The sequence below is a fragment of the Agrobacterium tumefaciens genome (assembly GCF_013318015.2).
GTDB lineage: Bacteria > Pseudomonadota > Alphaproteobacteria > Rhizobiales > Rhizobiaceae > Agrobacterium > Agrobacterium tumefaciens.
On the sequence record NZ_CP115841.1, the window covers coordinates 2,353,920 to 2,367,546 of the forward strand.

Consider the following 13,627-nt stretch of genomic DNA (forward strand, 5'->3'; position numbering starts at 1 on the left):
GATTGCGAATTGCCGGAAAATGACGCAACGTCCGCCGGCAATTCAAAGATATCGGGAGAATGACGCAATGAGCGACGCGGCGGCACGGGAGAATTTCGGTTTCACGGCAACCGGCGAAAAGGTTGAGCGCGTCACCATCTCGAAGGGCGGGCTGACGGCCAAGGTTATCACCTGGGGCGCCGTCATTCAGGACCTGCGCCTCGATGGGCACCAGCCGCCGCTCGTTCTCGGCTTCGATACATTCGAGGACTACAAATATTCATCCTATTTCGGCGCGACACCCGGCCGCAACGCCAACCGTATCGGTGACGGAAAATTCTCGATCGACGGGCACGAATACCAGCTGGAACTGAACGAAAAAGGCGTCAGCCACCTGCATGGCGGCAGCGACGGGATGGGCAAACGTAACTGGATGTTGATGGAACACGGCGAAAGCCATGCAGTTCTGCAGATCATCGATCCCGACGGCCGCGCCGGTTATCCCGGCAATTGCACGGTGACCGCGACCTATACGATCCGCGACGGCGGCGTGCTTTCGGTGGTCTATGAAACGGTGACCGACCAACCGACCATCGCCAATATCTGCCAGCATTCCTATTTCAACCTCGACGGTGCTGATACCGCACTTGGACATGAGATCAGCATCGCCGCTGACTTTTATCTGCCAACCAACGACAAACAGATCCCGACAGGCGAAATCCGCTCCGTCGAAGGCACCGTCTTCGACCTGCGCCACCCGACGCCGATGCGGCGAACGGAGGATGGCGAGCAGGTGCTCTACGACCATAATTTCTGCCTTTCGCCCGAGCGTCGCGCCAAGCGCAAGGTTGCCCGCGCCTATTCGCCCGCCTCCGACATTGCCCTTGAGGTTCACACCACAGAACCCGGCGTGCAATTTTATTCAGCCTTCAAGCTGAATGTTCCCGTTCCGGGCCTCGATGGCCGCCACTATGGCCCCTTTGCAGGTTTTTGCCTGGAAACGCAGATATGGCCGGATGCCGTCAATCATCCCGATTTCCCCTACGCGATCCTGCGTCCCGGCGAGACCCTGCGTCAGGAAACCGACTATATTTTCAAGAAGGGTTGAGGCGGCGGGCTGGGCTCAGTCCAGCACGCATCCCACATAACCGCCCGATGCTCGGGCACGCCGTTCGATAAGGCCGGCAAGCCGTTGCAAACCACGCCCCGGCTTGCTGGCAACGCGATCGATGGGATTGGGCAGGGAAACGGCAAGCAGTGCCGCCTGGCGGGAGCTGAGCTTTGCCGCCGGTACCTTGAAATGGTGCTGTGCTGCGGCCTCAATGCCGTAAATGCCGGGTCCCCATTCGGCAACGTTGAGATAGATCTCCATCATCCGTTTTTTGGACCAGACGAAATCGGCAGCAATCGCCAGCGGCAACTCCAGCCCCTTGCGCAAGAACGAGCGGCCGTTCCAGAGGAACAGGTTCTTGGCCGTCTGCATGGGAATGGTGCTGGCGCCACGGGTGGACGCGCCTTCGAGCGCATTGTTGACGACGGATTGCATCTGGTTCCAGTCAACGCCGCCGTGGAAACAGAATTGTCCGTCCTCGGACATCATTACGGATTGCACAAGGCGCGGCGAAATATCCTCGAGCGGCACCCAGCGCCGGTCATAACCCTGAAGTGTCACCAGATCGGCAAGCATCAGCGTCGAGACCGGCCGCATGAAAGGCAGGGCGTAAACCGGGATCAGCAGATAGGGCAGGATCAGCAACGCCAGCAAGGTCATGATGATACGCTTTGCCAACGTGCGAAAATCCACCTTCGGACTGCTCCGGTCTTCCGCCAGCACGGCGTAATCTGCGTCGCTTTCAGGCGTACTGCTCAATATTCGTCAAAGCCCCGCACCAATCGAAGCCTTTCATATTCCATTGCCGCCTTCAAGGCGAGTCCGGTCAAACAGTTGACCTCAGGAATCACGAAAAGGTTGCCTGGCCCCGCGCGCCATGCCAAAGAGCGCGGCATGGACGCTCAGATGACGAATTTCGAAACGAAGCTGCGCGATAACGCGGCACAGACCGAATCCCTGCTTGGTCGCCTGCTTTCCGCAGAGGCGCGTGCGGATGAGATTACACGCCCGCAAAACCTGCTCGACGCCATGCGTCATGGTGTGCTGAACGGCGGCAAACGCCTGCGGCCCTTCCTGGTCATAGAAAGCACGGCCTTGCTCGGCGGAAATGCCGAAGCAGCCCATCACGTCGGTGCCGCGCTGGAGTGCCTGCATTGTTACTCGCTGGTGCACGACGATCTGCCAGCGATGGATGACGACGACCTGCGCCGCGGCCAGCCGACAGTGCACCGCAAATTCGACGAGGCGACCGCCATTCTCGCAGGCGACAGCCTGCTGACACTCGCTTTCGATATTATCGCATCGGACGAAAATCCTCTCCAGGCAGACCGCAAGGCGTCTCTCGTTCTCTCGCTCGCCCGCGCCGCAGGCGTCGGCGGCATGGCGGGCGGTCAGGCGCTCGATCTGGCTGCGGAAAAGAACGCACCTGATGAGACCGGCATTATTACATTGCAGGCTATGAAAACCGGTGCGCTGCTTCGCTTCGCCTGCGAGGCAGGCGCGATCATCGCCGGCAGCGATGTTTCCGAAAGACAAAGACTGCGCCTCTTCGGTGAAAAGATCGGCCTTGCCTTCCAGCTTGCCGACGATCTCCTGGATCTGACCGCCGATGCCGCCACCATGGGCAAGGCAACCGGCAAGGATGCCGCACGCGGCAAGGGAACGCTGGTGGCACTACGCGGTGAAGACTGGGCGCGCCTCAAGCTTCAGGAACAGGTGGCGGAAGCCTCCGAACTTCTGGCCCCCTACGGCGAAAAGGCCGCGATACTCATCGCGGCCGCCAGATTCATCGCCGAACGGAAAAGCTGAGCCGGTTTCCCGGCTCACCGTTTTTCAGCCAATCAGCCCTTGAGCGGCGAAATCAGCACTTCGACACGACGGTTCTGGGCGCGGCCATCCGGCGTTGCGTTCGAAGCGATCGGCTGCGAGGGGCCGAAGCCGAGCGTCGAAATACGGCGCTGGTCGACGCCGCGTGCGCCGAGATAGTTTGCAACAGACGCCGCACGACGCTCGGAAAGCGCCTGGTTGTGCTGCTGGCTGCCGGTAGAGTCGGTATGGCCGTTGATGTCGATGAGCGTGCGGTTGAACTTGTTCAGCACGATGGCGACGGAATCGAGTGTCTGATAGAAGGGCGGGATGACCTGATCCTGATCCGTCGCGAAGGTGATGTTCGACGGCATGTTGAGAACGATGCTGTCGCCACGGCGGGTAACCGAAACGCCAGTGCCCTGAAGCTGGGCGCGAAGCTCGGATTCCTGACCATCCATGTAATTGCCGATTGCGCCACCGGCGAGTGCACCGATGCCGGCGCCGATGAGGGCTGCGTTGCGGCGACCGACCGGCGAACCGCCGACAGCCAGACCACCGAGAGCACCGACGACAGCGCCGATACCAGCGCCGCCCGCCGTGTTCGACATCTTCTGCTCACCCGTATAGGGATCGGTGGTGGTGCAGGCGGAAAGATAGGTCCCGCAAAGGGCAACGATCGCGATTTTTTTGATCATGTGTTTTGATGCTCCGAAGGGTTCAGGCGGTATGACAGTGGAATTTCGGCATTTTCACGGTAGTTTTTACTCCGCCGCATCTTTCCGGCCAAAACGCTTTTCGATGTAATCGATCACAAGCGCTTCAAAATCCGCGGCGATGTTGGGACCGCGCAGGGTGAGCGCCTTCTCGCCATCGATGAAGATCGGTGCAGCGGGGCTTTCGCCGGTTCCGGGCAGTGAAATGCCGATATCGGCATGTTTGCTTTCGCCGGGGCCATTAACGATGCAGCCCATGACAGCAACATTGAGCGCTTCCACACCGGGATACTTTTCACGCCAGATCGGCATGTTCTTGCGAATGTCATTCTGGATATTCTGGGCAAGTTCCTGAAAGACGGTAGAGGTGGTGCGCCCGCAGCCGGGACATGCCGCAACCACCGGAATGAACTGGCGGAAACCCATGACCTGCAGCAATTCCTGCGCCACCTGCACCTCGCGGGTGCGGTCGCCGTTCGGCTCCGGCGTCAGCGAGACGCGGATCGTGTCGCCAATACCGTGCTGCAGCACATAACCCATGGCAGCAGACGAGGCGACGATGCCCTTGGAACCCATGCCGGCTTCGGTAAGACCGAGATGCAGTGCGTGGTTGGAACGTTCCGACAGCATCGAATAAACGGCAATCAGGTCCTGTACCTGGCTGACCTTGGCAGACAGGATGATGCGATTGCGCGGCAGGCCGATTTCTTCGGCAAGCTCTGCGGAAATCAGTGCCGACTGGACTATGGCTTCGCGGGTGACCTGACGGGCAGAGAGCGGAAAACCCTGCTCCTTGTTCTTGTCCATCAGCGTCGTCAGCAATTCCTGATCGAGCGACCCCCAGTTCACGCCGATGCGAACCGGCTTGTCATAACGGATCGCCATTTCGACGATTTCGCCGAACTGCTTGTCCTTCTTGTCCTTGAAGCCGACATTGCCGGGATTGATGCGGTATTTCGCCAGTGCTTCGGCACAGGCCGGATGATCGGCCAGAAGCTTGTGGCCTATATAGTGGAAATCGCCAATCAGCGGCACGTCCATACCAAGGCGCAGCAGCCGTTCGCGGATTTTCGGCACAGCGGCAGCGCTCTCATCGCGATCGACGGTGATGCGCACCATTTCAGAACCGGCCTGGAAAAGTGCCGCCACCTGCTGCACGGTGGCGTCGATATCCGCCGTGTCGGTATTGGTCATGGATTGTACGACGACAGGCGCACCGCCACCCACGATGACGCCCCCTACGTCGACGGCAACTGATGCACGGCGGGTCTTTGGATCGTAATCGGCGTGTGACGTCATGGCGGTCTCTGGAGCTTGCGGCAAGGTCTGGCAATTGAGGTGAAACAAGGGGGCGTGCTTGTCAACACCCAACGCATAAGAGCTTCTACTTTACCGCAATCATGGCAAAATTCGAGACGCCTATTCCTTGCCCGCACCATCCGCATGCCGGGCGAGCCGCGAAAGCAGCAAAACCACCACATGCAACAACGGCAGAGCGAGAAATACGGTGGCGAGGCCGGTATGTTCGGCAATGAAGCCGATGGCCGAGGGTGCTACCAGAATCCCGGAATAACCCATGGTGGTGACGACCGACAGGCCGATGCCGGGTGCCAGTCCCGGCATGTTCCCCGCCGCCGAAAAGGCGATCGGCACCATGTTGGAAATACCGATACCGGCAATCGCGAAGCCGATGATCACAAACGTGGAATTTCCCGCAAGACCCGCAATCAGAAGGCCCGCAATCGACATGACCGAGCAGAACCGCAGGGTATTGACCGCGCCGAACCGGTCGCGCACCAGATCGCCGGCAAAACGCATGGCCGCCATGGTCATGGAAAAGGCCGCGAATGCGAAACCGGACTGGGACACGGAAGCGCCGAGTTCATTGCGCAGATAAAGGGCACCCCAATCGAGGATCGCGCCTTCCGGAATCATCGAAAACAGCGCCATCAGACCGATAATCCACGGCAAGGGCGTCAGCGGCAAGCGACCTTTCGGACGCTCCTCCTCGGCATGCGGGCGATCCGCAAGAACGCGCGGCCACGCGACGACGAGCAAAACAAGGGCGATGACCGTCAACGCGATCGCATGCCCCTGCACGCCAATGGTCGTGATGAGATAGCCGCCAAGACCGGCACCGATCAGGCCGCCCAGGCTCCAGAAAGCATGGCACGACGACATGATGGCGCGGCGCATGTCACGCTCGACCGCCACCGCATTGGCGTTCATGGCGACATCCATCGCCCCTGTCAGCCCACCGAACAGGAAAACTGCAATCACACCCGCCCAGATCGTGTCTGCCCAGGAGATGAAAAGCAGTGTCGGCAAGAAAATAGCCGCACTCGCAAGGCTGACCGTTCGCGATCCGAAACGGGCGATCTGGGAACCGGCGATCGGCATGAAAACCAGCGAGCCGACGCCGAAAACCAGAATGATAAGGCCAAGCGCACTTTCACTGAGGGATAACCGCGCCGCAAATTCCGGTATTTTGGGCGCCCACGACCCCATCATGAAACCGTTCATCAAAAACAGCAGGGACACACCGAGCCTGTGCCGCGTCAGATAGGACGAGCGCTTGACCGTCGGCGAAAATGTCGTGGGGCCGTTCATCGGTAATATCCTTCAGACTTGACCGTGAGAGAGTTGGACGGCGTCATCGTCGCCGAAATGAACTTGTACGCCTTTAGCCGATAGCGCCTCGACCAATGTGCGGTCGGCGTCATGTTCGAGCACCAGGGAAAGAGGCGGAGAAAAGTCGTGCACGTGAAACGCCGCCTTGTGGCCCAGCTTTTCCGTGGTGATGGCGGCAACAATCCGCTGGCTTGCGCTGCAGGCAAGCCGCTTGAACACGGCATCCTCGAAAATATCCGCCGACAGGCCGGTCTCAGCCGCAACACCGCAAACGCCAAGAATACATAGCTCGGGCCGCATCAGCTCAAGTTGCCGCAACGCCATGGCGTCGATGGCCGCACCGACGGCCGGATCGACCTTGCCGCCGATCATGATCAAAGCGATATCGGCGCGCCCCGTGAGTTCAGCGGCAATAGCAGGCGTATTCGTTACCACCGTCAATTTGAGACCGGCGGGGATAGCCCTTGCAATGGCCAGATTGGTGGAGCCGGCATCGATGAAGACGACCATTCCCGGCTCAAAAAGCGGCATTGCTGCGCGCGCCAACGAAGCCTTGCGATCGGCATCCTCGGCGATCCGTGTCTTCAGCGGCACCGTCTTGCTATCGGAAAGCAACGCCCCGCCATAGACGCGCAGACACTCCCCGCGCGCCGCCATATCCCGCAGATCCCGGCGGACCGTATCTTCCGAAACGCCGAAATTCTGGGCCAGATCCTGCGCAAGCACGCGGCCGCTTTGCCGCAACTGTGCAAGAATGAGCGCCTGCCGCTCGCTGACAAAATGATCGCTCATCGGGACTCATGCATAAACAGGAACAAACGTGCACGAACATGCATATTTGAGTTTTAGCGAAGGTGCAACAGCAAAACGCCCGCCGGGAGGGCGGGCGTTTATAACGAAAGACAAAATATCGCGGCTAGCGATGCCGTGTGGGCATCATTCCGCGTAGGCGATCAGCAGATCCTTTGCGTCGATCTGGTCACCCGGGCGCACAAGAACCTCGGCGACCTTGCCATCGCGTTCGGCGTGAAGCGCAGTTTCCATCTTCATGGCTTCGATGGAGAGCAGCACGTCGCCGGCCTTGACCTCCTGACCCTGGTTGATGAAGACGCGGCTGATCACGCCCGGCATCGGCGCACCAATATGCGTGCCATTGCCGAGTTCCGCTTTGCGGCGCACCGCAGAGCCGGATGCGCCATGAGCGCGATCCGGCACCTTGATGCGGCGCGGCTGGCCGTTGATCTCGAAGAACACCGTCACCATGCCCTTATCGTCAGTGCCTGAAGAGGCTTGATTGACGATGACCAGCGTTTTGCCGCGCTCGATATCGGCAAACAGCTCTTCACCGTCCTCCATGCCATAGAAATACGCATGGGTGGGAAGCACGGAAACCGGACCGTAGGTCTCGGATGTCAGCGCGAAATCGGTGAACACCTTCGGATACATCAGATAGGATGCGAATTCGAAGTCGTTCACGGAACGCTCGAGTTTGGTCTCGATCGCCTTTCTCTCCGCATCGAGATCGGCATCCGGCAGCAAAGAGCCGGGACGAACCGTATAGGGCGCGTCACCCTTCAGCGCCTTTTTCTGCAGGGCTTCCGGCCAGCCGCCTGGCGACTGTCCAAGATCGCCCTTCAGCATCGAAACTACCGAGTCCGGGAAGGACACTTCGCGATCAGCATTTTCCACGTCGGCGACCGTCAGATCCTGGCTCACCATCATCAGCGCCATATCGCCGACAACCTTGGAGGACGGCGTGACCTTGACGATATCGCCGAACATCCGGTTGGCGTCGGCATAGGCCTGCGCGACCTCGTGCCAGCGGCTCTCAAGACCGAGCGAGCGCGCCTGCTCCTTGAGATTGGTGAATTGCCCACCGGGCATTTCATGCAGATAGACTTCCGAGGCAGGGCCCTTCAGATCGCTTTCGAAAGCCGCATACTGGTTGCGCGCCGACTCCCAGTAGAACGAGATGCGGCGGATCCATTCGGTATCGAGACCGGTATCGCGTTCCGATCCGGCCAGCGCTTCCACGATGGAACCGAGGCAGGGCTGGGACGTGTTGCCCGAAAGCGCATCCATGGCGGCATCCACCGCATCCACGCCCGCATCGACGGCGGCAAGCACGGTCGCAGCCGCAATGCCGGATGTGTCATGCGTGTGGAAATGGATAGGCAGGCTGGTCGCCTCCCTCAGCGCCTTGAACAGCACCTTGGCAGCGGCAGGCTTCAGAAGTCCCGCCATATCCTTGACGGCGATGATGTGCGCGCCTGCACGCTCCAGCTCGGCGGCGAGGTTGGTATAATATTTCAGGTCGTATTTTGGACGCGCGGAATTGAGGATATCGCCCGTGTAGCAGATGGCCGCTTCGCAGAGCTTGTTCTCCTCGGCGATCGCATCCATCGATACGCGCATATTCTCCACCCAGTTCAGGCAGTCGAAGACGCGGAACAGGTCGATACCGCCCTTCGCAGCCTGACGGACGAAATATTTCACGACATTGTCTGGATAGTTCTTGTACCCGACGCCGTTCGCACCGCGCAGCAGCATTTGCAGCAGCAGGTTCGGCGCACCCTCGCGGATCAGCGCCAGGCGCTCCCACGGGTCTTCCGTCAGGAAGCGCATGGAAACGTCGAAAGTGGCGCCGCCCCAGCACTCCAGAGACAGAAGCTGCGGCAAGGCCTTGGCATAGACGCTTGCGACGCCGGCAATGTCATGGGTACGCATGCGCGTGGCCAGCAGCGACTGATGGCCGTCGCGCATCGTCGTGTCCGTTACCAGCACCCGCTTTTCGTTGCGCATCCAGTCGGCAAAGCCCTTCGGCCCCAGCCGGTCGAGCAATTGCTTGGTTCCATCAGGCGTCGGCGCATCGATGTAGGGAACCACCGGCTGTGCCGCATTTGCCGGTGGCTTGACGCGGCCCTTGGTTTCCGGATGCCCGTTCACCGTCACATCTGCAAGATAGGTGAGCAGCTTCGTAGCGCGGTCCTGACGCTTGACCTGTGCAAACAGCTCCGGCGTCGAATCGATGAAGCGGGTCGTATAGGTGTTGTTGCGGAAACTCGCATGGCCAATGATGGCCTCGAGGAAGGTGAGGTTGGTCGCAACACCGCGAATTCGGAATTCGCGCAGCGCGCGGTCCATGCGGCTGATCGCTTCATCCGGCTGCGGCGCCCAGGCCGTTACCTTCACCAAAAGCGGATCGTAATAACGGGTGATGATCGCCCCCGAATAGGACGTCCCGCCATCCAGACGAATGCCGAAGCCGGACGCCGAGCGGTACGCCGTTATACGGCCGTAGTCGGGAATGAAATTGTGCTCCGGGTCTTCTGTGGTGATACGGCACTGCAGCGCATGGCCGTTGAGGCGGATATCCTCCTGTTTCGGCACACCCGATTCCGGCGTGCCGATGGCGGCCCCTTCCAGAATATGGATTTGCGCCTTGACGATATCGATGCCGGTCACGACTTCGGTGACGGTATGCTCCACCTGAATGCGCGGATTGACCTCGATGAAGTAGAATTTGCCGGTATCGACATCCATCAGATATTCGACCGTGCCGGCGCCGATATAATTGGTCGCAGCCGCGATCTTCAAGGAATAGGCGGCCAGTTCCTGACGCTGCGCTTCGCTGAGATAGGGTGCCGGCGCGCGCTCAACCACTTTTTGATTGCGGCGCTGGATCGAACAATCGCGCTCGAACAGATGCACGACATTGCCGTGGGTATCACCGAGAACCTGGCTCTCGACGTGGCGGGCGCGCTCGAGCAGCTTTTCGAGATAGACCTCGTCCTTGCCGAAAGCGGCCTTCGCCTCGCGCTTGGCCTCGGTGACCTCGCGTGCCAGATCCTCCTTTTTGCGGATGGCGCGCATGCCGCGACCGCCGCCGCCCCAGGAGGCCTTCAACATCACGGGATAACCGATCTCTTCGGCCAGCCGCTCCACCTTTGCCATATCGTCCGGCAGCGGCTTGGTTGCAGGAACAACGGGAACATTGACCGAGATCGCCAGATTGCGGGCGGCAACCTTGTTGCCGAGCTGGCGCATCGTATCCGCCGTCGGTCCGATGAAGGTGATGCCAGCCTTGTTACAGGCCTCAACGAATTCGGGGCTTTCGGACAAAAGGCCGTAACCGGGATGGATCGCGTCCGCGCCGGAAAGTCTGGCCACGCGGATGACCTCCTCAATCGAAAGATAGCTCTCGATCGGTCCCATATCCTTGGCGAGATGCGGACCCCTGCCGACCTGATAACTTTCATCCGCCTTGAAGCGGTGCAAAGACAGCTTGTCCTCTTCCGCCCAAATGGCGACGGTTTTTATCCCCAGCTCGTTCGCTGCCCGGAAAACTCGGATCGCAATTTCGGATCGGTTGGCAACAAGTATTTTCGATATTTTCAAGACGGTCTCCCCACACGCCAAAACAGAATTTCTGCTGCACTGCGGAATTAAGCAGCAAAACCCGGTCTTGAAAAGGGCAATTCGGGAGAGAAGCGTACTGTCGTAACTAGCTCAGCAAGCCGTTGCGAAAGGCGAGTGCTACAGTATGCTGCCTGTTCTTGGCGCTGAACCGACGCTGGATTCCATTGATATACCAGTCGACCGTGTGATTGGAGATCGATAGCTGGCGTCCAATTTCGGTTGAGGTCATGCCATCAGCCATCAGCGTCAGCACTTCCATTTCCCGCCTTGTAAGTTCAAGAGCGGAAACATTCGGCGCGTTGCTGAGGTTATGGACCTGACCTGAAAGATCGAGCAGACGCCAGAACACCGCGCGCGTGGCCGCATCCAGTAGCTCAACGTGCAACGAGGGCAATTGCCGGTCCTCGCCGCCAAGGAACACCGCGCCGATGAATCCCGCGCGCCCGTGCACCGGAAAGGCATACCCACCCTGCAGACCGTAACGGCCGGCATCGTGAAAAAACACATTCGCCCTTTTTCGATGCATCGCGCGGGGCAGGCCCTCAAGCGCCTCTTTCCACTGAAACGGCTTGTGCACCATGCCGATCACCTTACGGACGGGATCGACAAGATTATATTTCTTGGCGCGGTAGACCTCGATCCACCCTTCCGGGAGATGTTGTGCGAGAATCTGGCCGGTGGAAGCAAGCTCCCCGGTCATCCGCCGGCTGACGAGGAAATATTCGAAACCATATTCGCGAATAAGTGTTACAAATTCGGAGCGAACACGATCAGCGTTTCCCGCCTGGTAGCACGCAGAGATGAAGTGAAGAATATCATGCATAAAGACACATGCCCGGAGCTTGGCTGGAAGGGATGACATGAACGACATGGTCCCGCGAGGACGTCATGTTACTCGGGCGCCGGTCGGTTCAGACTGAACATATCGTCGTTAGCAATCCCTGAAACGAACATGCAAAATCTTGTGACGGCGTCCCCTAGAAACATCGGGTTCAGTTTTTTTTCGGTTCGCACGCGTGCTCGGTTTGTTAAGCCGCCATTCAGACTGAAAGAGCGATAATTACACAAATTTCGCCGTCTCATGCAACCTTGCTAAAACAGCATTGTATTGAGACCGAACAATCAACCGCTCGAAACCGACGCTGGACTGGATTGAAAATTTGACTTTGTTTCAGGTTTACACACGCGCCCTGCGCTATCTGACCGTACATAAATGGCGGGTGTTGATCGTTGTCATCGCCAACATCATTCTTGCAGCGATCACCATTGCCGAACCCGTGCTGTTTGGACGGATCATCGACGCCATCTCCTCCGGCTCCGATGTCACGTCCATCCTCATCCTGTGGGCGGGTTTCGGCGTCTTCAACACCGTGGCTTATGTCGCTGTCGCCCGCGAGGCCGACCGGCTGGCCCACGGTCGCCGCGCGACCCTGCTGACGGAAGCCTTCGGCCGGATCATCTCCATGCCGCTCTCCTGGCACCATCTGCGAGGCACCTCGAACGCGCTGCATACGCTTCTGCGCGCCAGCGAGACGCTGTTCGGCCTTTGGCTCGAATTCATGCGCACGCATCTGGCGACTTTCGTCGCGCTCGTACTGCTTATTCCGACAGCCATTGCCATGGACCTGCGCCTCAGCTTCGTCCTGATCGGTCTTGGCATCGTCTACTGGTTCATTGGCAAGTGGGTGATGGGCCGCACCAAGGATGGCCAGGCTTCGGTCGAGGAGCATTATCACAGCGTTTTTGCCCATGTCAGCGATTCCATCAGCAACGTGTCCGTCCTGCACAGCTACAACCGCATCGAGGCTGAAACGAAGGCGCTGAAATCCTTCACCGAAAAACTGCTGAGCGCCCAATATCCGGTGCTCGACTGGTGGGCTTTCGCAAGTGCCTTGAACCGCACTGCCTCCACCGTTTCGATGATGATCATCCTCGTCATCGGCACCGTGCTGGTGAAGAACGGCGAATTGCGCGTCGGTGACGTGATTGCCTTCATCGGTTTCGCCAATCTTCTCATCGGCCGTCTCGATCAGATGCGTCAGTTCGTGACCCAGATTTTCGAGGCGCGCGCAAAGCTCGAGGATTTCTTCGTGCTGGAGGATTCCGTCAAGGAACGGGAAGAACCGGGCGACGCCCGCGAATTGTCCAATGTCTCCGGCACCGTGGAGTTCCGCAACGTCAATTTCGGTTTCGCCAACACCAAGCAGGGCGTCCACGACATCTCGTTTACGGCCAAGGCCGGCCAGACGATTGCCATCGTCGGACCGACGGGCGCGGGCAAGACCACGCTCATCAATCTTCTGCAGCGTGTCTATGATCCGGATTCAGGCCAGATTCTGATCGATGGAACCGACATCTCGACGGTGACGAAGAACTCGCTCAGAAACTCCATCGCCACGGTGTTCCAGGATGCCGGCCTTCTGAACCGCTCCATCCGCGAAAACATCCGCCTTGGTCGCGAATCTGCTACCGACGCGGAGGTCGTGGAAGCAGCAGCAGCTGCTGCTGCGACGGATTTCATCGACAGCCGTATCACCGGCTACCTGACCCAGGTGGGTGAACGCGGCAACCGCCTGTCCGGTGGCGAGCGCCAGCGTATCGCCATTGCGCGTGCTATCCTGAAGAACGCTCCCATCCTGGTCCTTGACGAGGCAACCAGCGCGCTGGACGTGGAAACGGAAGCACGGGTTAAGGCCGCCGTGGACGCGCTGAGAATGAACCGCACGACCTTCATCATCGCCCACCGCCTTTCCACGGTGCGCGATGCCGATCAGGTGCTGTTCCTCGATCAGGGCCGTATCATTGAAAAGGGCACGTTTGACGAGCTCAGCCAGCGTGGCGGACGCTTCACCTCGCTGCTGCGCACCAGCGGCCTGCTGACAGAGGACGAGGGCCAGCCCCGGCCGAAAGCCATCGCCTCCTGACACTCTGGCTTACGGAATATAATAAGGGCGGGCACCGTGGT

The 13,627-nt window shown here is 59.4% G+C and carries 10 protein-coding genes; 3 read left to right on the plus strand and 7 right to left on the minus strand.

The annotated features are described in order from the left end of the window. Positions 1 to 67: 67 nt before the first annotated feature. Positions 68 to 1,087, plus strand: a complete 1,020-nt coding sequence (locus G6L97_RS11565; protein WP_003516565.1) for an aldose epimerase family protein — start codon at positions 68 to 70, stop codon at positions 1,085 to 1,087. A gap of 15 nt (positions 1,088 to 1,102) precedes the next feature. Here G6L97_RS11565 and mtgA read toward each other — a convergent pair whose 3' ends face one another. Continuing rightward, a complete protein-coding gene (mtgA, locus tag G6L97_RS11570; protein WP_003516563.1) occupies positions 1,103 to 1,849 on the minus strand; it encodes a monofunctional biosynthetic peptidoglycan transglycosylase in 747 nt (248 codons plus the stop codon). A gap of 135 nt (positions 1,850 to 1,984) precedes the next feature. Between mtgA and G6L97_RS11575 the strand changes: the two genes are divergently transcribed. Next, positions 1,985 to 2,899: a polyprenyl synthetase family protein gene (locus G6L97_RS11575; protein WP_025594610.1), complete on the plus strand. Its 915-nt coding sequence runs from the start codon at positions 1,985 to 1,987 to the stop codon at positions 2,897 to 2,899. A gap of 32 nt (positions 2,900 to 2,931) precedes the next feature. On the opposite strand, the gene G6L97_RS11580 is transcribed toward G6L97_RS11575, so the two are convergent. From G6L97_RS11580 to G6L97_RS11605, 6 genes are all read right to left on the minus strand, one after another. Continuing rightward, on the minus strand, positions 2,932 to 3,594 hold the full coding sequence (locus G6L97_RS11580) for an OmpA family protein (RefSeq protein ID WP_003516557.1): 663 nt from the start codon (positions 3,592 to 3,594) through the stop codon (positions 2,932 to 2,934). 66 nt (positions 3,595 to 3,660) lie between these two features. Then, the gene (gene ispG / locus G6L97_RS11585; RefSeq protein WP_111782559.1) at positions 3,661 to 4,911 is read right to left on the minus strand and encodes a flavodoxin-dependent (E)-4-hydroxy-3-methylbut-2-enyl-diphosphate synthase; all 1,251 of its coding nucleotides are present in this window, start codon (positions 4,909 to 4,911) and stop codon (positions 3,661 to 3,663) included. A gap of 120 nt (positions 4,912 to 5,031) precedes the next feature. Next, complete coding sequence (locus tag G6L97_RS11590; RefSeq protein WP_111782558.1) at positions 5,032 to 6,222, minus strand: MFS transporter; 1,191 nt, start codon at positions 6,220 to 6,222, stop codon at positions 5,032 to 5,034. 12 nt (positions 6,223 to 6,234) lie between these two features. Beyond that, complete coding sequence (locus G6L97_RS11595) at positions 6,235 to 7,035, minus strand: DeoR/GlpR family DNA-binding transcription regulator (protein WP_065662966.1); 801 nt, start codon at positions 7,033 to 7,035, stop codon at positions 6,235 to 6,237. Between the two features lie 144 nt (positions 7,036 to 7,179). Further along, on the minus strand, positions 7,180 to 10,641 hold the full coding sequence (gene pyc, locus G6L97_RS11600; protein ID WP_111782557.1) for a pyruvate carboxylase: 3,462 nt from the start codon (positions 10,639 to 10,641) through the stop codon (positions 7,180 to 7,182). 106 nt (positions 10,642 to 10,747) lie between these two features. Beyond that, entirely contained in the window at positions 10,748 to 11,485 is a 738-nt protein-coding gene (locus tag G6L97_RS11605; protein ID WP_111782556.1) for a LuxR family transcriptional regulator, read from the minus strand. 337 nt (positions 11,486 to 11,822) lie between these two features. Between G6L97_RS11605 and G6L97_RS11610 the strand changes: the two genes are divergently transcribed. Next, positions 11,823 to 13,586 (plus strand): glucan ABC transporter ATP-binding protein/ permease, encoded by a 1,764-nt coding sequence (locus G6L97_RS11610; protein ID WP_013636948.1) that lies wholly within the window; start codon positions 11,823 to 11,825, stop codon positions 13,584 to 13,586. Positions 13,587 to 13,627: the final 41 nt, after the last annotated feature.

Bases quoted from the DNA above. Each gene is read 5' to 3' on its own strand.
- G6L97_RS11565 (WP_003516565.1), top strand. From the start codon at position 68: ATGAGCGACGCGGCGGCACGGGAGAATTTCGGTTTCACGGCAACCGGC.
- G6L97_RS11575 (WP_025594610.1), top strand. From the start codon at position 1,985: ATGGACGCTCAGATGACGAATTTCGAAACGAAGCTGCGCGATAACGCG.
- G6L97_RS11580 (WP_003516557.1), bottom strand. From the start codon at position 3,594: ATGATCAAAAAAATCGCGATCGTTGCCCTTTGCGGGACCTATCTTTCC.
- ispG (WP_111782559.1), bottom strand. From the start codon at position 4,911: ATGACGTCACACGCCGATTACGATCCAAAGACCCGCCGTGCATCAGTT.
- G6L97_RS11590 (WP_111782558.1), bottom strand. From the start codon at position 6,222: ATGAACGGCCCCACGACATTTTCGCCGACGGTCAAGCGCTCGTCCTAT.
- G6L97_RS11595 (WP_065662966.1), bottom strand. From the start codon at position 7,035: ATGAGCGATCATTTTGTCAGCGAGCGGCAGGCGCTCATTCTTGCACAG.
- G6L97_RS11605 (WP_111782556.1), bottom strand. From the start codon at position 11,485: ATGCATGATATTCTTCACTTCATCTCTGCGTGCTACCAGGCGGGAAAC.